17 protein-coding genes and 1 riboswitch are annotated in these 23775 nt (G+C 74.2%); of the genes, 8 read left to right on the forward strand and 9 right to left on the reverse strand.

What is annotated here, in order from left to right; translation table 11 throughout:
• Window positions 1-17: 17 nt before the first annotated feature.
• Complete coding sequence (locus ASF50_RS08885; RefSeq protein WP_056904094.1) at window positions 18-1760, reverse strand: SpoIVB peptidase S55 domain-containing protein; 1743 nt, start codon at window positions 1758-1760, stop codon at window positions 18-20.
• 152 nt (window positions 1761-1912) lie between these two features.
• Here ASF50_RS08885 and pepN point away from each other — a divergent pair, with 152 nt between their 5' ends.
• The 5 genes from pepN (at window position 1913) to ASF50_RS08910 (ending at window position 11120) form a co-directional block, all read left to right on the forward strand.
• The gene (gene pepN / locus ASF50_RS08890) at window positions 1913-4450 is read left to right on the forward strand and encodes an aminopeptidase N (RefSeq protein ID WP_082502921.1); all 2538 of its coding nucleotides are present in this window, start codon (window positions 1913-1915) and stop codon (window positions 4448-4450) included.
• A complete protein-coding gene (locus tag ASF50_RS08895) occupies window positions 4447-5322 on the forward strand; it encodes a formate dehydrogenase accessory sulfurtransferase FdhD (protein ID WP_056864471.1) in 876 nt (291 codons plus the stop codon). Before pepN ends, ASF50_RS08895 begins: the two co-directional genes overlap by 4 nt.
• Before the next feature lie 144 nt (window positions 5323-5466).
• On the forward strand, window positions 5467-6519 hold the full coding sequence (locus ASF50_RS08900) for an NAD(P)-dependent alcohol dehydrogenase (RefSeq protein WP_056904095.1): 1053 nt from the start codon (window positions 5467-5469) through the stop codon (window positions 6517-6519).
• 117 nt (window positions 6520-6636) lie between these two features.
• Window positions 6637-7908: an exonuclease SbcCD subunit D gene (locus ASF50_RS08905; RefSeq protein WP_082502923.1), complete on the forward strand. Its 1272-nt coding sequence runs from the start codon at window positions 6637-6639 to the stop codon at window positions 7906-7908.
• A complete protein-coding gene (locus ASF50_RS08910; protein ID WP_056904096.1) occupies window positions 7908-11120 on the forward strand; it encodes an AAA family ATPase in 3213 nt (1070 codons plus the stop codon). The genes ASF50_RS08905 and ASF50_RS08910 overlap by 1 nt, the downstream gene beginning before the upstream one ends.
• A gap of 102 nt (window positions 11121-11222) precedes the next feature.
• Here ASF50_RS08910 and ASF50_RS08915 read toward each other — a convergent pair whose 3' ends face one another.
• Window positions 11223-11969: a sulfotransferase family protein gene (locus tag ASF50_RS08915; protein WP_056864474.1), complete on the reverse strand. Its 747-nt coding sequence runs from the start codon at window positions 11967-11969 to the stop codon at window positions 11223-11225.
• A gap of 57 nt (window positions 11970-12026) precedes the next feature.
• Between ASF50_RS08915 and ASF50_RS08920 the strand changes: the two genes are divergently transcribed.
• Window positions 12027-13568, forward strand: coding sequence for a TldD/PmbA family protein (locus ASF50_RS08920; RefSeq protein WP_056904097.1), 1542 nt, complete (start codon window positions 12027-12029; stop codon window positions 13566-13568).
• Window positions 13568-14965 carry a metallopeptidase TldD-related protein gene (locus ASF50_RS08925; protein ID WP_056904098.1) on the forward strand — a complete coding sequence of 466 codons (1398 nt, stop codon included), beginning with the start codon at window positions 13568-13570 and terminating at the stop codon, window positions 14963-14965. Before ASF50_RS08920 ends, ASF50_RS08925 begins: the two co-directional genes overlap by 1 nt.
• A 10-nt stretch (window positions 14966-14975) precedes the next feature.
• Here ASF50_RS08925 and ASF50_RS08930 read toward each other — a convergent pair whose 3' ends face one another.
• Window positions 14976-16544 (reverse strand): CYTH and CHAD domain-containing protein, encoded by a 1569-nt coding sequence (locus ASF50_RS08930; protein ID WP_056904099.1) that lies wholly within the window; start codon window positions 16542-16544, stop codon window positions 14976-14978.
• Window positions 16545-16626: 82 nt separating this feature from the next.
• Here ASF50_RS08930 and ASF50_RS08935 point away from each other — a divergent pair, with 82 nt between their 5' ends.
• On the forward strand, window positions 16627-17361 hold the full coding sequence (locus ASF50_RS08935) for an Ig-like domain-containing protein (protein ID WP_056904100.1): 735 nt from the start codon (window positions 16627-16629) through the stop codon (window positions 17359-17361).
• A 101-nt stretch (window positions 17362-17462) separates the two neighbouring features.
• On the opposite strand, the gene gcvP is transcribed toward ASF50_RS08935, so the two are convergent.
• The 6 genes from gcvP to gcvH form a co-directional block, all read right to left on the reverse strand.
• Complete coding sequence (gene gcvP / locus ASF50_RS08940) at window positions 17463-20351, reverse strand: aminomethyl-transferring glycine dehydrogenase (RefSeq protein WP_056904101.1); 2889 nt, start codon at window positions 20349-20351, stop codon at window positions 17463-17465.
• Window positions 20352-20425: 74 nt separating this feature from the next.
• Window positions 20426-20526, reverse strand: a riboswitch (glycine riboswitch).
• Between the two features lie 94 nt (window positions 20527-20620).
• Entirely contained in the window at window positions 20621-21235 is a 615-nt protein-coding gene (locus ASF50_RS08945; protein WP_056864480.1) for a MerR family transcriptional regulator, read from the reverse strand.
• Window positions 21236-21423: 188 nt separating this feature from the next.
• A complete protein-coding gene (locus ASF50_RS08950) occupies window positions 21424-21903 on the reverse strand; it encodes a bifunctional nuclease family protein (RefSeq protein ID WP_056864481.1) in 480 nt (159 codons plus the stop codon).
• A 44-nt stretch (window positions 21904-21947) separates the two neighbouring features.
• Window positions 21948-22643: a MerR family transcriptional regulator gene (locus ASF50_RS08955; RefSeq protein WP_056904316.1), complete on the reverse strand. Its 696-nt coding sequence runs from the start codon at window positions 22641-22643 to the stop codon at window positions 21948-21950.
• 51 nt (window positions 22644-22694) lie between these two features.
• Window positions 22695-23225, reverse strand: a complete 531-nt coding sequence (locus ASF50_RS08960) for an FHA domain-containing protein (RefSeq protein ID WP_056864482.1) — start codon at window positions 23223-23225, stop codon at window positions 22695-22697.
• Window positions 23226-23383: 158 nt separating this feature from the next.
• Window positions 23384-23770: a glycine cleavage system protein GcvH gene (gene gcvH, locus ASF50_RS08965; protein WP_056864483.1), complete on the reverse strand. Its 387-nt coding sequence runs from the start codon at window positions 23768-23770 to the stop codon at window positions 23384-23386.
• Window positions 23771-23775: the final 5 nt, after the last annotated feature.

The raw sequence follows: 23775 nt of genomic DNA on the forward strand, positions 1-23775 counted from the left end.
AGGGTGGTGCGGTCGCGTCAGCGGCGCACGCGGATGTCGACGTAGCGCTGGCCGCGGACGACCTCGTCGTAGGGACCGCTCTGGGTGACGAAGGAGCGTCGCAGGCCCTTGCCATTGGCGTAGAGCTCCGCGGAGACCTCGTCGTTGCGGACCGGGTCGGCGTAGGCCTTGACGGCCTGGGCCACCGACTTGATGCGGTAGTTGTTGGTGTAGTCCGAGGCACCGCCCTGGACGACGAGGAAGGCCGAGCGCTTGGCGCGCGACGGGATCTTCACCGAGACCGGTGCGTAGGTGACGGTGTCGTCGACCGCGGTGAGCACGGCGCGCAGGTCGAGGGTGCTCCCGGCCTTGGCCACCAGGTTGGTGCGGCGCCCGATCGTCGTCCACTCGCCGCCCTTGCGCTGCTGCAGACCGGTCACCTTGAGGGTGTCGGTGGAGGTGTCGACGTCGCTGTCGACGGTGATGTCGTCGACCTGGACGCCGTCGATGCGGCTCAGGGCGTAGGCGAGGTCGGCCAGCTCGAAGACCGACTCGAAGGAGATGTCGTAGTCCGAGACGTAGGTGTCGGCCGAGGAGATCTCGAAGGGCGCACCCAGCTCGTCGGTGCCGGTGATGGTCCAGCTCTGTGCCTCGGTGCCGGGGATGTAGGAGTCGAGCACGCGGTCGTGGTTGACCAGCAGCTGGCCGAAGACCGTGTCGGCGAGGAAGCGCTTCACGTAGGCGTCGCTGCTGCCGGTGCGCTCGCGGCCGTCGAAGCTGACCGTCGAGGCCACCGTGGTGGTGTCGGGCAGCGTGGCGAAGGTGCCGGTGATCCCGGTGGTGCGGTCGTCGGTGATGGTGCCGACGGCGGGGGCGATGTTGGCGACCTTGAAGGGCGCGCCCAGGCTGTCGGGCTGGACGTAGAGCGCGTCGGCCGGGTTGAGACCCAGCGTGGTCTCGCCGAAGAAGGCGAACGGGTGGCCGAAGCCCACCACCTCTCCGCCGCAGACCGAGGTGGCGGTGCCGACGGCGCCCGCGGTCACGTCGCCGTAGGACAGCGTGGTGGCGAGGTTGCCTCCGGCGACGATCGTCTCCTCGGTGGCGTCGGCCGCGGCCGCGCGGCCCACGGCGCCGACCGCGTAGGTCTGCTCGGAGAAGTACTTCTTGTCGCTCTCGCGGACCATGTCGATGCGCTTCTGCGTCATCCCGCTGATCCCGACCGGCATGCGGAGCTGGCGGAAGCCCTGCTCGGCCTGGCTCGCGGTGACGTCGGAGCTCGCGGCGATCTGGCGGGCCGCGCGCGCGTCGACGTCGACGCGGCGCGTGCCGGAGGTGAGGTAGTCGTCCATCTCGGCGAAGGGGGTGATGCCCGCGATCGGCGAGGATCCCCACGACAGGCCGTAGGCGACGGCGCCCACCAGCTGGCCGTCGATGTAGACCGGCGAACCGGACATGCCCGACCAGATGCCGCCGGCCGCGTCGATGGCCGGCGAGGTGAGGTCGGCCATGATCATGTCGACGCCGGGAGCGATCCCGTCGTCGAGCACGCCGATGATCGAGCCCTCGAAGGCCTCGGGCGTGGTGCCCTCGGAGACGGTCAGGCCGGTCACCGCGGCGTCCGCGGTGATCTGCTCCTGGGGGTAGGTGGGGGTGCAGTCCTCGGCGGGCTCGGCGGACTGTGCCGGCCCGGAGGCGACGGCTGCGGCCCCGAGAAACAGTCCGGCTGCGGCGGTGCTGGCGACCAGGGCCCGGCCCCGGCGCGTGGTGCTGGGTCGCGTCATCGCGTCCTCATTCCTCCTGTGTGGCGAGGGCGCGGTCTGCGTCCCTCGTGAAGGGTGACGTGCTTCTCACCCTTTTGGTTGCACGCCGGGCCGGGCAGGTTGGTGACCGTGGCCCGATCGTGACCGTGGGAGGCACGTCCTAGGGTGAGGGAGTGAGCTCCGCCGACACCCCGACCGCCCCGCCGACCGACCCCACCGCCTCCACCGAGGCCGCCGCCCCCGGTGGGCTCAAGCGCGCGGAGGCGGTCGCCCGCGCCGCGCTGCTCGACGTCGAGTCCTACGACCTGCGCCTCGACCTCGCCTCCGACACCGAGACCTTCGGCTCGGTCACCACCGTGAGGTTCACCTCGCGCGGCGGGACGACCTTCGTCGACCTGAAGCCGGCCTCGCTGCGCTCCGTGCACCTCGACGGGCACCCCGTCGACGTCGACCTCCTGCGACGCGGGCGCCTGACCCTCGAGACCACCGAGGGTCCCCACGAGCTCGTCGTCGACGCGGTCATGGCCTTCCGCAACGACGGCGAGGGGCTGCACCGCTCGGTGGACCCCGCCGACGGGCGCCACTACGTCTACGGCATGTCCTTCATGGACGCCGCCCCGAGCGTCTTCGCCTGCTTCGACCAGCCCGACCTCAAGGCCCCCTACACGCTGCACGTCACCGCGCCCGAGGACTGGGTCGTGATCGGCAACGCCCCGGCCACCAACCCCGAGCCCGGCGTGTGGGAGCTGGAGACGAGCCAGCCGCTGTCCTCCTACTTCGTCACCCTGGTCGCCGGGCCCTACCACCTCGTGCGCGACCAGCACGACGGCATCCCCCTCGGCCTCAGCGCACGGGCCAGCCTGGCCGCCGACCTCGACGCCGACGCCGAGGAGCTGCTGACCATGACCAAGCAGTGCTTCGACGAGTTCCACCGCCTCTTCGGCATCCGCTACCCCTTCGGCGACTACCACCAGGCCTTCGTGCCGGAGTTCAACGCCGGCGCCATGGAGAACCCCGGCTGCGTCACCTTCCGCGACCAGCTGGTCTTCTCCAGCAAGGTGACCCGCGGCCAGCGCATCCAGCGTGCGACGACCGTGGCCCACGAGATGGCCCACCAGTGGTTCGGCAACATCACCACCCCGCTGTGGTGGGACGACCTGTGGCTCAACGAGTCCTTCGCCGAGTACATGGGCAACCGGGTCACCGCCGACGTCACCGAGTACACCGACGCCTGGGTCTACAACTCCTTCTCGCGCCGGCAGTGGGGCCTCCTGGCCGACCAGCGGCCCAGCACCCACCCGGTCGCCGGCAACGGCGAGGAGGACGCCACGGCGGCCCTGCAGAACTTCGACGGGATCTCCTACGCCAAGGGCTCGAGCATCCTCAAGCAGCTCAACGCCACGATGGGCGACGAGGTCTTCCTCGCCGGCGCGGTCGACCACTTCCGCAGCCACTTCTTCGGCAACGCCACCATGCACGACCTCTTCGCGAGCTGGGAGCGCGCCGGCGCCGGCGACCTCTCGGACTTCACCCGCGGCTGGCTGGTCACCGCGGGGCCCGACCGCATCGTGCTCGACCGCTCCGCCGGCGAGCTGGTGCGCACGCCGCCGCCCGGCAGCCCGGCGGACCGGTCGCACACCTTCCGCGTCGCGACCGCCCGGGCGACGGCTCCGTCCGGCGGCACCGCCGGCACCGGCCCGTGGGCGCTGACCCGGGTCACCACCCGGGGCGGGCGCACGCCGTACGAGCCGGAGGCGGGGGCCGCGGTGGTGCTCGACCCCTACGACGACACGTGGGCCGTCGTCGAGCCCGACGGCGAGACGCTGGCGCAGCTGCCCGCGCTGCTCCCCCGCACCGACGACGCGCTGCTGCGGGCCGGGGTGTGGAACGGCGTGCGCAGCGGCTACCACCACGCCACGGTGGCGCCGGGGGCGGTGGTCGACCTCGTCGAGGCCTGGCTGCCGACCGAGGACAGCGACGCGGCCATCGCCTTCACCGTGCCGTGGCTGCTGCGCGACGTGCTGCCGCTGACCACCGACGGCGACGACGCCGCGGCGCGGGTGCACGAGGCGGGGCTGGCCGGGGCGCTCGCCGCTCCCGCCGGCTCGACCCTCCAGCTCGCCGCCTTCCAGGCCGCCGCCGCCACGGCACCCGCCGACCGCCTCCAGCACTGGATCGCGGGCGAGGGACTGCCCGACGGCGTCGAGGTCGACGACGAGCTGCGCTGGCGCCTGCTCGTGCGGCTCGCCGCGCTGGGCGCCACCGACCGGTCCGCTCTCGACCGCTGGCTGGCCCAGGAGCCCACCACCCGCACCCGTGTCGAGCACGCGAGGGCCGTCGCGTCGCTGCCCGAGGCCGCCGCCAAGGAGTTCGCCTGGGAGCGCTTCACCGGTGCGGTCCCCGCCACCAACTACGAGCTCGAGGCCGCCGGCCTCGGGATGTGGCGCCCCGGTCAGGAGCACCTGACCGAGTCCTACGTCGCCCGCTACCTCCAGGCGCTCCCCACCATCGCCGAGGTCCACCAGGGCTGGGTGCTCGGCCAGGTCGTCACCGCCTTCTTCCCCCTGACCTCGCTGCGCGACGAGACCGTCGCGGCGCTGCACGCCGCGGCCGACGCCCCGGGCCTCGACGCCACCGTGCGCCGCCGCGTCGTCGACGCCACCGACGACCTCGAGCACCGCCTGGCCGTCGCCCGGGCCTTCGGCGCATGAGCGGCGCAGCGCGCGGCCTTCCCGGTGCCCGCGCCAGGCGTCCCGGGCCCACCGTCCGCACGCGGGTCGAGGAGCACCGAGCCGGCCCTGACGGCGAGGGGCCCGACGAGGTCCGCCGCCACGAGGACCGGCTGGTCACCGAGGAGCCGCTCGAGATCCGGCTCGCCTGGCCCGGCGCCGAGGCCCACCGGGCCTGGGTGACGATGCGGACCCCCGGTCACGACTTCGAGCTCGCGGCGGGGTGGGCCGTGCACGAGGGACTGCCCGGGCCCGCCGGCATCGCGGGCATCGCCTACTGCACCGACGTCGACCTCGCCCCGGAGCAGGAGTTCAACGTCGTGACCCTCACCCTGGCCGAGCCCCCGGCCCGGCCGCCGGGCCACCGCCACGACGCCCTCTCGGCCGGGTCCTCGGCCTGCGGCGTCTGCGGCGCCGACAGTGTCTCGGCGGTGCTCGACATCGCGCGCGGCGCGCGCTGGGAGGGCGCCACGCCGACCGCCGACGTCGTGCGCCGTCTGCCCGACCTGCTGCGCGAGCGGCAGCCGGTCTTCGCCCGCACCGGCGGCATCCACGCCGCCGGGCTCTTCACCGCCGACGGCGAGGCGGTCCTGGTGCGCGAGGACGTCGGTCGCCACAACGCCGTCGACAAGGTCAGCGGCGCCCGGGCGATGGCCGGGGAGCGACCCGGTGGCGCCTGCCTGGTGGTGAGCGGACGTGCCGGCTTCGAGCTGGTGCAGAAGGCGGTCACCGCCGGTTTTGGCTCCCTGGTCTCGGTCGGTGCCCCGACCAGCCTGTCGGCGCAGCTGGCCGCCCAGAGCGGCCTGGAGCTGTGGGGCTTCACCTCGCCGCGGCGTACCGTGCGCTACGTCTGAGCCCTGTCACCGCCGGTCACCGGCGGCGCATTGTGACGTTCCCCGCTCCGGCGGCGTCTGACCCAAGGGGGTGGGCGGATCCCGGCCCGCGCCTGCCTAGCGTGGAGTCGTCCCTCATCCGCGACACCAGAGGAGCACGACCCCATGAGCACCACCGCCACCCTGTCCGTGCCGACCCCGAGCGCTGCGTTCGAGACCAGCACCGTGGAGCGCCGCGCCGTCGGTGAGCACGACGTGCTGATCGACATCGCCTACAGCGGCATCTGCCACTCCGACATCCACCAGGCCCGCAACGAGTGGGCCGAGGGCATCTTCCCGATGGTCCCGGGCCACGAGATCGCCGGCACCGTGGCCGAGGTCGGCCCGGGCGTCACCAAGTACGCCGTGGGCGACCGTGTCGGCGTCGGCTGCTTCGTCGACTCCTGCCGCGAGTGCGAGAACTGCCGCGCCGGCGAGGAGCAGTACTGCCTCAAGGGCGAGGTGCCGACCTACAACGGCAAGGACTACGACGGCGTCGAGACCTACGGCGGCTACAGCAAGCAGATCGTGGTCCACGAGGACTACACCCTCGGCATCCCCGAGGGCATCGAGCTGGACGTCGCCGCTCCCCTGCTGTGCGCCGGCATCACCACCTACTCCCCCCTGCACCACTGGGGCGCCGGGCCGGGCAAGAAGGTCGCCATCGTCGGCATGGGCGGCCTGGGCCACCTCGGTGTCAAGATCGCCGCGGCCATGGGCGCCGAGGTCACCGTGCTCAGCCAGTCGCTGAAGAAGGAGGAGGACGGCCGCCGTCTCGGCGCCGACCACTACGCCGCGACCTCCGACCCCGAGACCTTCGAGTCCCTCGCCGGCACCTTCGACCTGATCGTCAACACCGTGGCCGCGACGCTGCCGGTCGACAAGTACCTCTCGCTGCTGCGCCTCGACGGCGCGATGGTCAGCGTCGGCATCCCCGCCGACGCCGACACCTACCACGCCTTCTCGCTGGCCGGCATGCGTCGCAGCCTGGCCGGCTCCAAGATCGGCGGGATCCGCGAGACCCAGGAGATGCTCGACTTCTGCGCCGAGCACGGCATCGGGGCCGAGGTCGAGGTGCTGGCCCCCGAGCCGGCCGTGATCGACGAGGCCTACGAGCGCGTCGTGGGCAGCGACGTCCGCTACCGCTTCGTCATCGACATGGCGGCCCTCGAGGGCTGAGCGGCGACCTCTCGTCGCCGCCCCCCGTGGCGGCGACCGCACGGCCCCGGGACCCCGTCCCGGGGCCGCGCGGCGTGGGTCCCCCGCAGTGTCGGCGGCCCCTCGTAGGTTCTTCCCATGCGCATCCTGCACACCTCCGACTGGCACCTGGGCCGGTCGTTCCACCGCGAGGGGATGCTGACCCACCAGGCGGCCTACGTCGACCACCTGCTGGCGGTCGTCGAGTCCGAGCAGGTCGATCTCGTGGTGCTGGCCGGAGACGTCTACGACCGTGCGCTGCCGCAGGTCGACGCGGTGCGCCTCGCCGACGAGGCGCTCTCCCGGCTGGCCGCGTCGCGGGCCCGGGTGGTGGTCACCAGCGGCAACCACGACTCCGCCCAGCGGCTCGGCTTCAGCGCGCGCCTCATCGACGCCGCCGGCGTGCACCTGCGCACCGACCCCGCCACCGTCGGGCGCCCCGTGCTGCTCGAGGACGAGCACGGTCCGGTGGCCGTCCACGGCCTGCCCTACCTCGACCCCGACGCCGTGCGCGAGCCGTGGGGCCTGACCTCCCGCTCCCACCAGGCGGCCCTGACCGAGGCCGTGCGGCGCGTGCGCGCCGACCTGGCCGGGCGTCCCGGCACCCGGTCGGTCGTGCTCGCGCACGCCTTCGTCGCCGGCGCCGAGCCCAGCGACTCCGAGCGCGACATCAGCGTCGGCGGCGTCTCGCTGGTGCCCACGTCGGTCTTCGACGGCGTCGACTACACCGCGCTCGGACACCTGCACGGCCGTCACACCCTCACCGACGCGGTCCGCTACAGCGGATCGCCCCTGGCGTACTCCTTCTCGGAGGCCACCCACCGCAAGGGGTCCTGGCTGGTCGACCTCGGCGCACCCGCGGCGCCCGGCGAGGGCACGGCGAGGCTGTCGGCGCAGTTCGTCGACGCCCCGGTGCCCCGCCCGCTGGCCCGGTTGCGGGGCGAGCTGGAGACCCTGCTGAGCGACGCGCGACTCGCCGAGCACGAGCAGTCCTGGGTGCAGGTCACCCTCACCGACGCGGGCCGGCCCGCGCAGGCCATGGAGCGGCTGCGGCGCCGCTTCCCCCACACCCTCGTCCTGGGCTTCGACAGCACCCCCGTCGCGGTCGGAGCGGTGCCGTCCAGCCGCACCCAGGGCCGCAGCGACCACGACATCGCGCTGGAGTTCATGACCGCGATGAGGGGCGAGGAGGCCTCCCCGGCCGAGCGGGCGCTGCTGCGGCGCGCCGTCGACGCCTGCTGCGACGACCCCGACCTGGATCCGGTGCGGCGCCCCGGCGACCACGGGTCCGACCAGGAGTCCGTCCACCGGGCCGACCCGGAGATGCTGCTGGCCGCCTCCGCGGCCGCGGCCGACGGGCGGCTCTTCTGATGCGGCTGCACCACCTCGAGGTCACCGCCTTCGGCCCCTTCGCCGACACCGTCTCCGTCGACTTCGACGAGCTCTCGGCCGCGGGCCTCTTCCTGCTCACCGGCCCCACCGGCGCCGGCAAGACGAGCGTGCTCGACGCCGTGTGCTTCGCGCTCTACGGCGACGTGCCCGGCGACCGCAACGCCGCGCGCCGACTGCGCTCCGACCACGCCGCCGAGGGCGTGGCGCCCCGCGTCGAGCTGGAGGCCACGCTCTCCGGACGCCGCTTCCGGATCACCCGCTCCCCGCAGTGGGAACGGCCCAAGCGGCGCGGCACCGGCATGACCACGCAGCAGGCCAGCGTCGTGGTCGCCGAGCGGGTCGGCGGTCAGTGGACGACCCTGTCGACCCGGCTCGACGAGACCGGCCAGCTCGTGACCGGCCTGGTCGGCATGAACGTCGCCCAGTTCACCCAGGTCGCCATGCTCCCGCAGGGCCGCTTCCAGGCTTTCCTCCGCGCCCGCTCCGAGGAGCGCCACCGGCTCCTGCAGCAGCTCTTCCGCACCGGCCGCTTCGAGGACGTCGAGCGTTGGCTGCGCGAGCACCGCACTGCGCTGCGCCGCGACTCCGAGTCGCGCCGCGAGGGCGTCGCCGACCTGGTCAGTCGGGTCAGCGAGGCCGCTGACGCCGCGCTGCCGGGCCTCGCACCTGGAGCCGCCGATGCAGACGCCCCGCCTGACGCCCCGCCCGACGCCACGCCCGGCGCAGCCCCGGGCGCCGTCACCGGGTCCGGCGCCGCCAGGACCGCCGACACGACCGCCGACACGACCGTCGACACGGTGCCGGGCCTCGACCTGCTGGCGGCCGACGGCACCCTGCTGGCGTGGGGTCGCGACCTGCGCGCGCTGGCGACCTCGTCGCTGGCGGCGACCACCGAGGCCGTGGCCGCGGCCGCGCTCGGCGAGCGCGAGACCCGGGAGGCGCTCGAGCGCGCCCGGCTCGCGGCCGAGCGGGACCGTCGCCGCCGCGTCGCCGAGTCCGAGCACCGCCGACTGGTCGCCGAGGAGCCGGCGCAGCAGCGACGCAGGGTGCGGCTCGCCGAGGCCCGGCGGGCCGCGGCCGTGGCGCCCCTCCACCGCTGGGCCGAGGAGAGCGCCCTGGCGGCGGACGCCGCGGAGCGGCGGGCAGCAGCGGCCCTCGGCGCGCTGTCCGACGGTGACCGGCGCGGGCTGTCCGACGAGACGTCCACCCCGTGCACCGGTGCGTCCACCGGACCGTCCGCCGACGACCTGGCGCAGCGCGAGGCCGCGGCGGTCGACGCTGCGGCACGTGTCACCGCGCTGGTGCCGCGCGAGGAGCGCCTCGTCACGGCGCGCCGCCTCGAGGAGCGGACCGGTGCCGCGCTCGAGCGTCTGCGAGCCGACCTCGCCCGTGACGCCGAGCAGGCCGCAGCGCTCCCGGCCCTCCTGGCCGCGACGCGCGAGCGTCTCGACGCGGCCCGCGCCGCCACCGCCCTCCTCGGCGTCGTCCGGGCCGACCTCGACCAGACCACCGCACGGCTCGAGGCCGCCCTCGAGGCCGCCCGCCTGGAGTCGTCGGCCGCCCAGGCCCACGAGGTGTGGCTGGAGGCCCGCGAGACCACCGGCCAGGCCCACGAGCACCTGCTCTCCGTGCGCGAGGCCCGCATCGAGGCCATGGCCGCCGAGCTCGCCGGCGCCCTGGCCGTCGGCGGCTGCTGCCCCGTCTGCGGCTCCGCCGAGCACCCGGCCAAGGCCGTCGCCGCCCCCGGCTCGGCCGATGCGGCGGCGGAGAAGGAGGCACAGCGCGCGCTCGACGACGCCAAGGCCGACGAGCACGTGCGCGAGTCGCACCTGCGCGACCTGAGGACGCGCCACGCCCTCGCCCGCGAGCGGTCGGGCGGGGTGACCCTCGAGGCGCTCGAGTCCCGCGCCGCCGCGTTGCGCGAGCAGGCCACGACCGCCGCGGCGGCCGCAGCGGAGGTCGAGGCCCTCCAGACCGAGGAGCGTCGCCTCGAGCAGCGGCGTGGCGACCTCGCCGACCGCCTCCAGGCGGCGCACGCCGCGGTGGCCGACCACGAGGCCACGGCCCGCGCGGTGACCGCCGAGATCGCCGAGATCCGCTCCGAGATCGCCGCCGTGCTCGAGCGCGTCGGTCGCCGCGACCACGGTGACGGCAACGACGGCGACGACGGCGACGACGACAGCGAGCCCGGCGACCTGGGCTCGCTGCTGGCCTCGTTGCGCGGCGAGGCCGAGCGCCTCCGCGAGGCACGGACGGCGCTCGAGGACCTCGAGCGGGGGCGCGACGCTGTCGCCGACGCCCGGACGCGTCTAGCCGAGACCGCGGCCGAGGCCGGTTTCGCCGACCCGGGCGCCGCCCTGGCGGCGGTGCTGGAGGAGCCCGAGGTGCAGCGGCTGGCCGATGCCGTCGACGCCCACGACCGGGCGCTGACCCGGGTCGAGGACGAGCTGCGCGACGTGGGTCCCCGTGACGGCGCCGACACCGACCCCGCCGCCGCGCAGAGCGCCTGGGAGGCCGCGGAGGCCGAGCTCCAGTCGGCGCGCGCGGTGGCCGCCACCTGGACCACGCGCTGCGGTCGGCTCACCGACCTGGTGCGAGAGCTGGAGCGTGCCCTCGAGCAGTGGGCGCCGGTGCGCGAGCGGCTGGAGCTGGCGACGGGGCTGTCCACGTTCGTCGAGGGCAAGGCCGCCGACAACGCCCTGCAGATGCGGCTCTCCGCCTACGTCCTCGCCTACCGGCTCTCCCAGGTGGTGGCCGCGGCCAACGAGCGGTTGGCCCGGATGTCGGACGCCCGCTACGCCCTGGAGCACTCCGGGCGCCGCGGCGCCGGTGAGACCCGCGGCGGGCTCAGCCTGCTCGTGCGCGACGACTGGTCCGGGGAGTCGCGCGACCCCGCGACACTGTCGGGCGGGGAGACCTTCGTGGTCTCCCTCGCCCTGGCCCTGGGCCTGGCCGACGTCATCACGCAGGAGACCGGCGGCGCCGACCTCGACACCCTCTTCGTCGACGAGGGCTTCGGGTCGCTCGACGCCGACACCCTCGACGACGTCATGGACGTGCTCGACTCGCTGCGCGACGGGGGACGCGTCGTGGGCGTCGTGAGCCACGTCGGCGAGATGCGCGACCGCATCACGGCCCGCCTCCAGGTGAGCAAGGGACGGTCGGGGTCGACGCTGGCCGTCAGCCGCTGACCGGTCCGTCGCGGCCGCGGCGTCGGTCGCGGCCGACCTGACCGTGGCGGCCGCCCCGGTCGCCGGCGGCCCGGCGCGGCCCCGGGGACGACGCGTCCCGGCTCAGAGCATCTGGGTCCACGCGCTGAGGTCGAGACCCCAGTCGTCACGCAACCGGGGCAGCTGCGGGCCGTACATCACCCGCAGCGAGTCGCTCAGGCCCTCGGGCCAGTCCCACTCGACCCGGCTCGAGGAGGTCGACTCGCGCTCGACCTGCGCCAGCGGCACGGGCTCCACGCCGAGGGCCCGCCACACCGCGTCGACGGCGGGCTGGGGGTCACGTCGCACCTGCTCGTAGACCATCACCGTGAGTCGCTCGCGCCCGATCGCGGCGGCCCAGGTGTCGAGCTGGTCGGCGTAGAAGCCGCTGAAGGTCTGCATCGTGATCTGCAGCGGGTAGGGCCACGACTTGCCGCGCGTGCCGGCCCACCGCATGGCGCTGCGGAAGCGCTCGATGGGGTCGCGCAGCAGCACCAGCACCGGCACCTCCGGGGCGAGGTGGGCCGCGGCGTAGGCCGGCAGCGAGGCGTGGCGCAGGTACTGCGGGGTGAACTCACCGCGGCGCAGGCCGTCGGCGGGGAAGAGGTCGGCGTACTCCTGGGCCGGCACCAGGCCGTCGGCGACGCGGTGGAAGAGCTGCTGCTCCTTCTTGCCGTTGGTGCCGAGACCCACCTCGGGATGCTGGGTCAGCAGCTCGGTGAACCAGGTGGTGCCCGAGCGCTGGGCACCCAGCCCGAGCCAGGCGGGGCCGGTCGGCGGCGCGGGGCGGCGACGGCCCGGCAGCCAGCGGGAGACGGGGCGCTGTTCCATGGCGCTCACCCTACTGACGGGCGGCGCCCACGGGCCGCGTCGGCTAGGTTCGGCGCCATGAGTGCCGCGCGACCCGACCAGGCCAGGCTCGACCCGACGTTCCTGGCGCTGCCCTTCCGGTCGCTGGGCGAGACCGCCCTCGCGCGGGCCGCCGAGATGGGGGCCACGCACGCCGACTTCCGCTTCGAGCGGGTGCGCTACCAGTCGCTCGCGGTGCGCGACGGGGTGCTCCAGGACGCCAGCGACAGCGAGGACCTCGGCTTCGCCGTGCGGGTGGTGCACCGCGGGTCCTGGGGCTTCGCCTCCGGCGTGGTGCTGACCCCCGAAGAGGCCCGCCGCGTGGCGGAGACCGCGGTCGGGGTGGCCGAGGTCGCCGCGAGCATGACCGCGGAGCCGGTGGTGCTGGCGCCCGAGCCGGTGCACGACGACGTCACCTGGGTCTCCTCCTACGTCGTCAACCCGCTCGACGTGCCGGTGGCCGACAAGGCCGCGCTGCTCGTCGGCTGGACCGACCGGCTGCGCCGCTCCCCCGCCGTCGAGCACGCCTCCGCGCACCTGGCCCAGGTGCAGGAGAACAAGTACTACGCCGACCTCGCCGGCACCCGCACCACCCAGCAGCGGGTCAGGATGATGCCCGGCTTCGAGGCCATGGGCTCCTCGGCCGACACGTTCGACTCCATGGCGAGCATCGCCCCGCCGGTGGGCCGCGGCTGGGAGTACTGCACCGAGGGCCCCTGGGACGGCGGCTGGGACTGGGACTCCGAGCTCGCCGAGGTGCCCGAGCTGCTGGCCGAGAAGCTCGCCGCGCCGGGCGTCGAGCCCGGCGTGCACGACCTGGTCGTCCACCCCTCCAACCTCTGGCTCACCATCCACGAGTCCATCGGCCACGCCACCGAGCTCGACCGTGCGCTGGGCTACGAGGCCAACTACGCCGGCACCTCCTTCGCCACCCCCGACCTGCTGGGCACGCTGCGCTACGGCTCCCCGGTCATGCACGTCACCGGCGACCGCACCGTCGAGCACGGTCTGGCCACCACCGGGTGGGACGACGAGGGGGTGGAGACCCAGGAGTGGGACATCGTGCGCGACGGGGTGCTCGTCGGCTACCAGCTCGACCGGCCGATGGGGCCGATGCTGCCCGAGCTCAACGGTGGACGCTCCAACGGGTGCGCCTACGCCGACTCCCCCGGGCACATCCCCGTCCAGCGCATGGCCAACGTGTCGCTGCAGCCCGACCCCGAGGGGCCGACGACCGAGGAGCTGATCGGTCGCGTCGAGCGCGGCCTCTACGTCGTCGGCGACAAGTCGTGGTCGATCGACATGCAGCGGTTCAACTTCCAGTTCACCGGCCAGCGCTTCTACCGCATCGTCGACGGCGAGCTCGCAGGTCAGGTCCGCGACGCGGCCTACCAGGCCACGACGACCGACTTCTGGGGGTCGATGGAGGCCGTCGGCGGCCCCGACACCTGGGTGCTCGGCGGCGCCTTCAACTGCGGCAAGGCCCAGCCCGGACAGGTCGCGGCCGTGAGCCACGGCTGCCCCACCGCGCTCTTCCGGGGCGTGCGCATCCTCAACACCACCGACGAGGCGGGTCACTGATGTCGAGCACCTCCCCCACTCCCCAGCAGCTCGTCGAGCACGCCCTGGCCCTGTCGGAGGCCGACGACTGCGTCGTGGTCGTCACCGACGCGACCAGCGCCAACCTGCGCTGGGCCACCAACACGCTGACGACCAACGGCGTCATGCACCGCATCTCGGCCACCGTGGTGTCCTTCGCCCGCACCGCCGACGGCGTGGCCGCCGCCCCCGTCTCGGGCAGCGCCGGATCGCTGGGGCAGGTGGCGGCGCTCGTGGCCGCCGCCGACGCCGCCGCCCGGCTGGCCTCGCCCGCCGAGGACGCCGCCGACCTGGTCCCCGAGCGGGTGTCCCCCGACTGGGACGAGGCGCCCGTGCCGACCGACATCGGTGTCTACCGGCTCTTCGCCCCGGCGCTCGGGGAGGCCTTCGGGCGAGCGCGTGCCGAGGACCGCCTGCTCTACGGGTTCGTCAACCACGAGATGACCACCACCTACCTCGGCTCGTCGACCGGGCTCCGGCTGCGCCACGTGCAGCCGACCGGGCACTACGGCTGCACCGGCAAGCCGACCGACCTCTCGCAGAGCGCGTGGGTCGGGGGCGCCACCCGCGACTTCACCGAGGTCGACGCCCTCGAGATGGACGCGACCCTCGCGCGCCGTCTGGCCTGGGGCTCGCGCCGCGTCGACCTCCCCGCCGGGCGCTACGACACGATCCTGCCCCCCGGCTCGGTGGCCGACCTCATGATCGACGCCTACTGGTCGGCCGGTGCACGCGTCGCCCACGAGGGCCAGTCGGTCTACAGCCGCCGCGGCGGCGGCACCCGGATCGGCGAGCAGGTGGCCGCGCGGGGCGTGCGGCTCTTCTCCGACCCGGCCCACCCCTCGCTGCCGTGCTCCCCCTTCGAGGTGGCGACCTCCTCGGGCAACGAGTCGTCGGTCTTCGACAACGGCCTGCCGCTGGGACGCACCGACTGGATCCGCGACGGGGAGCTGGTCTCGCTGCTCCAGACGCGTCACTCCGCGGCCATGACCGGGCAGCCGGTCACCCCGGGCATCGACAACCTGGTGCTGGAGGTCGACGGCGCGACCGGCAGCGTCGAGGACCTCGTCGCCGGCACCGAGCGCGGCCTCCTGCTGACGTGCCTGTGGTACATCCGCGAGGTCGACGCCCAGTCGCTGCTGCTCACCGGGCTGACCCGCGACGGGGTCTACCTCGTCGAGGGCGGCGAGATCACCGGGGTGGTCAACAACTTCCGCTTCAACGAGAGCCCGGTGGACCTGCTCGGCCGCTTCAGCCACGCCTCCGCGACCGTGCCCAGCTTCAGCCGGGAGTGGGGCGACGACTACTTCAGCCGCACCGCCACCCCGGCCCTGCGCGTGCCCGACTTCAACATGTCGAGCGTCTCCCAGGCTCTGTGACCGCTCGCGCTCAGGCGAGCGAGCGCGCCTGCTTGCGCAGCCGCGAGCGCGTGCGCGGCCAGGCGTCGAGGAAGGCCGTCTCGAGCTCCTCGGCCCGGGCCTGCTCGCGGGCGTGCAGCACGCCGTAGGTGAACGCGTTCTCCCCCGCCGCCGTCGCGGCGCGCGCGAGGTCGAGCAGGTGCCGCCGGGTGATCTCGGTGTCCTGACGCTCGCCGAGCCGCTGCGTGATCGCCTTGGCCGTCCTCGTCAGCCGCCTGGCCCGCTTGCCCCACGCCGGCTCGAGCACCTCGGCGGCGTAGCGCAGCCGCTTCGCGGCCTTGCGGGCGTCGTGCCAGGCCTCCTCCACCTCGCGGCGCACCTCGACGCTCGCGGGGTCGTCGTCGGTCCGCGCCAGCCGGTCGAGACCGTCCACGACGCGCTCGACCGCCCGCTCCACCCGCGCGACGTCGCGACCGACCCGCGGCACCGCGACCTTCCGGGCGGGCAGCTGGGCCTCCTCGGACAGGGGCGGGCGCGCCGCCAGCTCCTGCAGCACCGGCCACAGCGCCCGGCAGCGCGGCGAGTCGAGCACCGCGACGACGTCGGCGCGGCGGCTGGCGCCGTAGGTGGAGCGCAGCCGGCTGCGCACCGGGCCGACGACCTGCTCGGCCGGCAGGTCGACCACCCGCTGGCGCAGCAGGTCGTGGACCACCTCCGCGTCGCGCGCGCCGCCCAGCTCGCCGGCCAGCCACCGCAGCTCCTCGCGCACCGGCTCGGTGACCTCGCGGTCCAGCAGCGGGCGGTAGGTCGCGAGAGCCGAGCGGATCCGGCGGCACGCCACCCGCGCCTGGTGCACGCCCCGGTCGCCGCCGCGGCGGATCTCGGTCTCGCGGCGCAGCAGCGCCTCCACCTGCTGCTGCAGGCGGAGCTCGACCAGCCGTCCGGCGGGCTTGCCTCGGCCGGGGCGTCCCGGGGCCGTAGCGGCACGGGCGAGGGCCTCGCCGAGCACCACCTCGATCTTGCGGGACACCGCCGCGACCTCGACGCCCAGCTCGGCGAGGTGCTCGTCGGCCGCCTCGAGGAGGTCGGTGCCGGCCGTGACCAGCTCCAGCTCCCACTCCCGCCACACCGTCACCGCCCCGGGTGACGTCTCGCCGGCCAGGCCCGGGCCGGGCGATCCCGTGACCTCGTCGTCGACCAGCTCGGCCAGCACCGTACCGTCGACGTCGAGCAGCTCCTGGGTCGTACGCCGGGTCAGCACGGTGGCGACCACCACGAGCGGCGCCTCGCCCACGCGCGCCGCCACCAGCGTCCGCAGCTGCTGGGGCGGCGTCGTGCCCGTCGTGAGGGGACGGCGCAGCTCGTCGCGCCCCTCGCCGACCGGCAGCTTGAGGTGCCAGCCCGCGTCGGTCCCGCCCGTGCGCCGACGCAGCGAGATGCCCGCCCGCACCAGGCGCAGGTCGGGGGTGTCGACGTAGGCCGCCTCAAGGTCGGTGACGACGGGCGGCCCCACCTGCGCCACCCCGGGCAGCTCGGTCAGGTCGGGCACCGGAGCCTGCGGCGGAGGGGTGTAGGTGCGCTCGATCTCGTGGTGGGCCATGTGCCAGGTCTACCGCACGCGTGGGTGCTCCAGGGCCTACAGTTCCTCCGGCCGCTCATCGGGAGCGGCCGGGAAAGGAACCATGAGGACCACCCAGGGCCGCCGTCGCGCGGCCGTCGTCTCCACCCTCGCCGGCCTGCTCGGCGCCACCCTCCTCGGCCCGGCGGTCGCGCCCGCCCAGGCCCGCGACGTCGCGGCTCCCCTCGCAGCCGACGACACGGCATCGGTGTACTTCGGTCAGACCGTGTCGGTCCCGGTGCTGCGCAACGACGTCGACCCGCAGGGCGAGAGCTTGGCGGTGTGTCGCGCCAGCGAGGCGGTGGGCGCGCTGAACGGGCTCGACGTCGACACCTCCGTCGTCGACGGCCGCCTGGTCGTCGCCGTCTACGGCGGGTTCGACGGCCGCCCCGTCGACGTCACGCTGACCTACCAGGCCTGCAACAGCGAGAGGCTCAGCGCTCCGGCCACGGTCACCCTCACCGTGCAGGACCCCGAGCGCCTGGTGGTCGAGAAGCTGGACCGTCCGGGACGGGTGCGTTTCACCAACCCCAACGACCTGCGCGTCGTGGTCCTCTACGGCGACCCGCGCCGAGCGCGTCCCGAGGGCCGGCTGCGCCTCGGGGCCGGTGAGTCGGGCGTCGTGCGCACCCGCGCGACGCGGCTGCACTACGTCGCGATCTCGCCGCGCCAGTTCCTTCTCGTCGACCAGGGTCTGGTGCGCGGCATCGAGCAGCGCACCACGGCGAGCGGGCCCACCGGCCCCGGCGGCGTGATGGTCCCCCAGCGCGCGCAGCGGCTGTGGAGCGCCACCCGCTGAGCCGGCCACCGGCCCAGGTCACGAGGCCCGGACCCCCGCGGGGGTCCGGGCCTCGTGCCGTCCTCGGATCGTCCTCACAGGCCCGCACGCGCGGGCGGGGCTCACTCGGCGAAGGCCTCCAGCGGCGGGCAGGAGCACTGCAGGTTGCGGTCGCCGTAGGCCTGGTCGATCCGGCCGACCGGCGGCCAGTACTTGTCGGCGGCGGTGTGCGCCCCGGCCGGGAAGACCGCCAGCTCGCGGGAGTAGGGACGGTCCCACTCCCCACCCAGCACCCGGGCGGTGTGGGGCGCCCCGCGCAGCGGCGACTCCTCGGGCGTCCACTCCCCCGCGGCGACGCGGTCGATCTCGCCGCGGATGGCGATCATCGCGTCGCAGAAGCGGTCGATCTCGGCGAGGTCCTCGGACTCGGTGGGCTCGACCATGAGGGTGCCGGCGACCGGGAACGACATGGTCGGGGCGTGGAAGCCGTAGTCGACCAGCCGCTTGGCCACGTCGTCGACGGTGACGCCGGTGTCCTTGGTGAGCCCGCGCACGTCGAGGATGCACTCGTGGGCGACCAGGTCGCCGTGACCGCGGTAGAGCACCGGGAAGTGCTCGCCGAGCCGCGCGGCGACGTAGTTGGCCGACAGCACCGCCGAGGCGGTGGCCCGGGTCAGGCCCTCGGGGCCCATCATCCGCACGTAGGCCCACGAGATCGGCAGGATCCCGGCCGAGCCGTACGGCGCGGCGCTGATGGGGCCGATCCCCTCGCGCTTGGCCGCCTCGGGGTGCATCGCGTGGGAGGGCAGGTACGGCGCGAGGTGAGCGCGCACGCCCACCGGACCGACGCCGGGCCCGCCGCCGCCGTGGGGGATGCAGAAGGTCTTGTGCAGGTTGAGGTGCGAGACGTCGCCGCCGAACTCGCCCGGCTTGGCGTAGCCCAGGAGCGCGTTGAGGTTGGCGCCGTCGACGTAGACCTGTCCGCCGTGGGCGTGCACGATCTCGCAGAGCTCACCGATGGTGTCCTCGTAGGCCCCGTGGGTCGAGGGGTAGGTGACCATGATCGCCGCGAGGTCCTCGGCGTGCTTCGCGCAGGCCGCACGCAGGTCGTCGAGGTCGACACCCCCGTCGTCGGCGGCCTTGACCACGACCACCTTCATGCCGGCCATCACCGCGGAGGCGGCGTTGGTGCCGTGGGCCGAGCTGGGGATCAGGCACACGTCGCGCACCGGTGCGCCCTCGGCGGCGCGGGCGCGGTGGTAGCCCCGGATCGCCAGCAGCCCGGCCAGCTCGCCCTGCGAGCCGGCGTTGGGCTGGATGGAGACGCGGTCGTAGCCGGTGACCTCGGCCAGCCACCCCTCCAGCTGCTCGACCATGCGCCGGTAGCCCTCGGCGTCCCCCGCGGGCGCGAACGGGTGGAGGTCGGCGAAGCCGGGCAGCGAGACCGGCTCCATCTCGGTGGTCGCGTTGAGCTTCATGGTGCAGGAGCCCAGCGGGATCATGCCGCGGTCGAGGGCGTAGTCGCGCGCGGAGAGCCGGCGCAGGTAGCGCAGCATCTGGGTCTCGCTGCGGTGGGTGCGGAAGACCTCGTGGGTGAGGTAGTCGCTCGTGCGGCGCAGCGCCTCGGGCAGGGCGTCGCCCGTGGTGGCGTCGAGCGCGTCGAGGTCGGCGCTGACGCCGAAGGCGTCGAGCACGCGGTCGATCGTGGCCCGGGTGGTGCACTCGGAGGTGGAGACGCCCACCGTGTCCTCGTCGACCAGGCGCAGCTGCAGGCCGAGCTCGCGGGCGGCGTGCACGACCTGGGCGGCGCGGCCGGGCGCCGCGACGGTGAGGGTGTCGAAGAAGTCGGCGGTGAGCACGTCGACGCCGCCGTCGGCCAGCGCACGCGCGAGGACCGCGGCGTAGCGGTGGGTGCGGGTCGCGATCGCCCGCAGGCCGTCGGGGCCGTGGTAGACGGCGTACATCGAGGCCACCACGGCCAGCAGCACCTGGGCGGTGCAGATGTTGGAGGTGGCCTTGTCACGACGGATGTGCTGCTCACGGGTCTGCAGCGCCAGGCGGTAGGCCGGGCGGCCCTCCGCGTCGACCGACACCCCGACGAGGCGACCGGGCAGGTGGCGCTCGAGTCCGGGTGCCACCGACATGTAGCCGGCGTGGGGGCCGCCGTAGAACAGCGGCACACCGAAGCGCTGGGAGGACCCGACGACCACGTCGGCGCCCATCGAGCCCGGCGACTCCAGCACGGTGAGCGCCAGCAGGTCGGCGGCGACGACGGCCAGGCCGCCACGGGCGTGCACGGCCTCGACGAGCGGGCGCGGGTCGCGCACGCGCCCCGACGCGCCGGGGTACTGCACCAGGACGCCGGAGACCGGCTCCTCGCCACCGGGCAGGCCGTGGTCGAGGTCGGCGACGACCACCTCGATGCCCATCGCCTCGGCGCGGGTGCGCACCACGTCGACGGTCTGCGGCAGCGCGTCGGCGTCGACCACGAACGGCCCCGAGGCCTTGCGGTTGCCCCGGCGCACCAGGGTCATCGCCTCGGCCGCCGCGGTGCCCTCGTCGAGGAGGCTGGCGTTGGCGGTGGGCAGGCCGGTCAGGTCGCCGATGACGGTCTGGAAGTTGAGCAGCGCCTCGAGGCGGCCCTGGGAGATCTCGGGCTGGTAGGGCGTGTAGGCGGTGTACCAGCTGGGGTCCTCCAGCACGTTGCGCCGGATGACGGCCGGGGTCAGCGTGGCGTGGTAGCCCAGGCCGATCATCGACTCCCCCGGGCGGTTGGCGCCGGCCAGCTCGCGCAGCTCGCGCGCGGCGACGTCCTCACCCACCGCCGCCGGCAGGTCGAGCGACTCCGGGGTGCGGATGCCCCCCGGCACGGCGGCGTCCATGAGGGCGCCGAGCGAGTCGAAGCCGAGCCGCTCGAGCATCGTGGTGACGTCGGCGGGGCTCAGGCCGATGTGACGGTCGACGAACGGCAGGGCCGTGTCGAGCTCGGCGAGGGTGGGGTGGTCTGACACGTGGCGGCTCCTCGGGGCGTGGTCGTCCGGGTGCCTCCCCCTCTGTCGGGGCGTCGTCGCGCCTCCAGAGTTGCCTCGACCGCGCGGTCCGGGTGCCTGAGAGGTTCCGGGGAGGAATTGCCCCTTCGGCGCCCCGGGCCGGCCAGCGACCCGGAGACTCTCCCGCGCGGGATAGTCAGCGGTGCCACTCTAGCCCCGGTGCAGGCCCGAGCACGACATCGGCCCGCCGCCCCGGGTGGGGCGACGGGCCGTCGTACGTCGGGTCGGCGTCAGCCGATCTTGCGCGCGGCGCGGCGCGCGGCGAGCTCGTCGGAGGCCGACGGGGCCTCCGCGGCGTCGTCGCCGGTGCGCTCGCTGGGCAGCTCGGCGAGCGTGCCCTCGATCTCGCGCCACACACCGCCGATGGCGATGCCGAAGACGCCCTGGCCGCCCTGGAGCAGGTCGATGACCTCGTCGTTGCTCGTGCACTCGTAGACCGAGGCGCCGTCGCTCATCAGCGTGACGCGCGTCAGGTCGTCGGTGCCGCGCTCGCGCAGGTGCTGCACCGCGGTGCGGATCTGCTGCAGCGAGATGCCGGCGTCGAGCAGCCGCTTGATGACCTTGAGGATCAGGATGTCGCGGAAGGAGTAGAGCCGCTGGGAGCCCGAGCCCTTCGCGCCGCGCACGGTGGGCTCGACCAGGCCGGTGCGGGCCCAGTAGTCGAGCTGGCGGTAGGTGATGCCGGCGGCGTTGCAGGCCGTGGGGCCGCGGTAGCCGGTGTCGCTGGGCAGGGGCGAGACGTCGTCGGTGAAGAGCAGGCCCTGCTCCTCGGCGGCTTCGACGGCCACCTCGGCGGCCAGGGCCGCCTGGGCGTCGACGCCCTTGCTCGTGTCATGCTCGTTCACACGGTCCTCCGTGGGTCTACTCCGTTAGCGCGTAACACCGGGGAAGGTGGTGAGCTGCGGAGCAACGACACCGGTGGAGTTACAACAGAGACAGTTCAAGGTAGGCCCGCCGCGTGACCCCGTCAAAGACCTCGGGCCCGCGTGTCCTCACCCTCATCCTCTACTTGAGGGTGAGGGTCTGGCCGGCCCTACGTCGGCTCCTGGCCCGCCTCGAAGTCCTCGGGGGTGACGTGGTCGAGGAACTCGCGGAACTTCTCCACCTCGTCCTCCTGCTCGGCCGGCACGGCCAGACCCGCCTCGTCGAGGACCTCCTCGGCGCAGACGATGCGGGTGCCGGTGCGCAGGGCCAGCGCGATCGAGTCGGAGGGCCGGGCACTGACCTCCGCGCCGCTGCCGAGCACCAGGGTGGCGAAGAAGACGCCGTCCTTGACGTCGGTGATGCGCACCTCCGTCAGCTCGTCGCCGGTGGCCTCCAGCACGTCCTTGAGCAGGTCGTGGGTCAGCGGTCGCGGCGGCACGACGCCCTGCTGGGCGAAGGCGATGGCCGTGGCCTCGACCGCCCCGATCCAGATGGGGAGGTACCGCTCCCCCGTGATCTCGCGCAGCAGCACGATCGGCTGGTTCGAGGGCATCTCGACCCGGACTCCCATGACATCGACTTCGCGCACGTCCTCACCCTACTCCGGGGTGGTGGGCGCCGCCGACGGCCCGGTCAGCGCGACAGGCCGGCCTTGACCAGGGTGGCGTGCAGGCGCACCGAGAGCGCGGCGATCTCGTTGGCGGCGTGCTCGGCCCGGGCCGAGGCCGCGGCGTCGCGACCACGCTGCAGCGGCGCGACGACCTGCTCGACCAGACCCACCTCCCGGTCCGCGGCGGTCTTGAAGGCGCGCAGGTGCCGCGGCTCGAAGCCGAAGTCGGCCAGCTCGCGCGCCGTGCGGGCGAGCACGAGGGCGTCGGTGTCGTAGAGGCCCGTGCCCGTGCGCGCCACGATCAGCCCGAACTGCTCGAGCTGGCCCAGCAGCTCCTCGGAGATCTCGGCGACCTTCAGCAGCTCGCGCCGCGAGAGCCGCAGGTTGTCCTGGCGGCGGAAGGACTCGGGGCTGGGCAGGCCGTCGGGGGCCAGCGCGACGGTGGGCACCGTCGGCACCACGGTGTCGATCGGCGGCGGCTCCAGGCCGCGGTCGATGGCGTCGAGGTGCTCGCCGATCACCTTCAGCGGGAGGTAGTGGTCGCGCTGCATCCGCAGCACGTAGCGCAGCCGCTCGACGTCGTCGTGGGAGAACTTCCGGTAGCCCGCGGGCGTGCGCTCGGGCTTGATGAGCCCCTTGTCCTCGAGGAACCGGATCTTGGGGATCGTGACGCTCGGGAAGTCGGCGCGCAGCCGCTCGAGGACCTCCCCGATGTTCATCCGCGCCCGGTGCCCCCCGCTGGGTGCCGGGCCGCCGGTGGAGGCCACGCGTCAGCTGCCCTCGTGACCGGAGAAGAACACCAGGCGGTACTTGCCGATCTGCACCTCGTCGCCGTCCTTGAGGAGCACGTGGTCGATGCGGTCGCGGTTGACGTAGGTCCCGTTGAGGCTGCCGACGTCGCTCACGGTGAAGGACGCGCCCTCGCGGTTGAATTCCGCGTGCTTGCGCGACACCGTCACGTCGTCGAGAAAGATCTCGCTCTCGGGGTGGCGCCCGGCGTAGACGACGTCGCTGTCGAGCAGGAAGCGGCTGCCCGAGCCCGGGCCGCGCTGGACCACGAGCAGGGCGTGACCGGTCGGCAGGGCGTCGACGGCGGCGGCGTCGACGGGGTTGAGCTGCCGGTCGGAGGTCTCGACCTTGGCGTCACCCAGACCGATCTGGATCGTCGCGGTGGACTCCCCGAGCGGCTCCGCGGAGGCCGGGGCGGGCACGTCGGCCGGCGTCACCAGACGCGTGCCGCACTGGGAGCAGAACCGTGCGTCGTCGGGGTTCTGCCGACCGCAGGCTGTGCAGAAAGGCATCTCTTCTCCTCCAGCTGCTGGGCTGTGGTCGAGCGGGTGGGGCGCGGGCTCGGACGGGCACCCGAACCCTCAAGGCTGGCCTGAGGGTGAGTGTCGGCCCGAACCTACCAGCAGGCCGAGCCCGGCCGCTCCCGCTCCACGTGCCCGGTGGGGGCCGCTCAGCCCTCGAGGGTGCCGGTGTAGGCGGTGGCGTCCATGAGGGCGTCGAGCTGGGCGGGGTCGCTCGGCACGACCTCGAAGAGCCAGCCACCGGAGTAGGGGTCGTTGTTGACCAGCTCGGGGGTCGCGTCGAGCTGCTCGTTGCGTGCGACCACCTCGCCGGTCACCGGCGCGTAGATGTCGCTGACCGACTTCGTCGACTCCAGCTCGCCGCACGTCGTGCCGGCCTCGAGGGTGTCGCCCACCTCGGGCAGCGAGACGTAGACGATGTCGCCGAGGGCGTCCTGGGCGAAGTGGGTGATGCCGATGCGGACGGAGCCGTCGTGCTCACCGGGCTGGCGCAGCCACTCGTGCTCGGCGGTGTACAGCAGGTCGTCGGGGTACACGGTCT

Origin of the sequence: Nocardioides sp. Leaf307 (assembly GCF_001423135.1) — a bacterium.
In the GTDB taxonomy this organism is placed as follows: Bacteria; Actinomycetota; Actinomycetes; order Propionibacteriales; family Nocardioidaceae; genus Nocardioides; species Nocardioides kribbensis.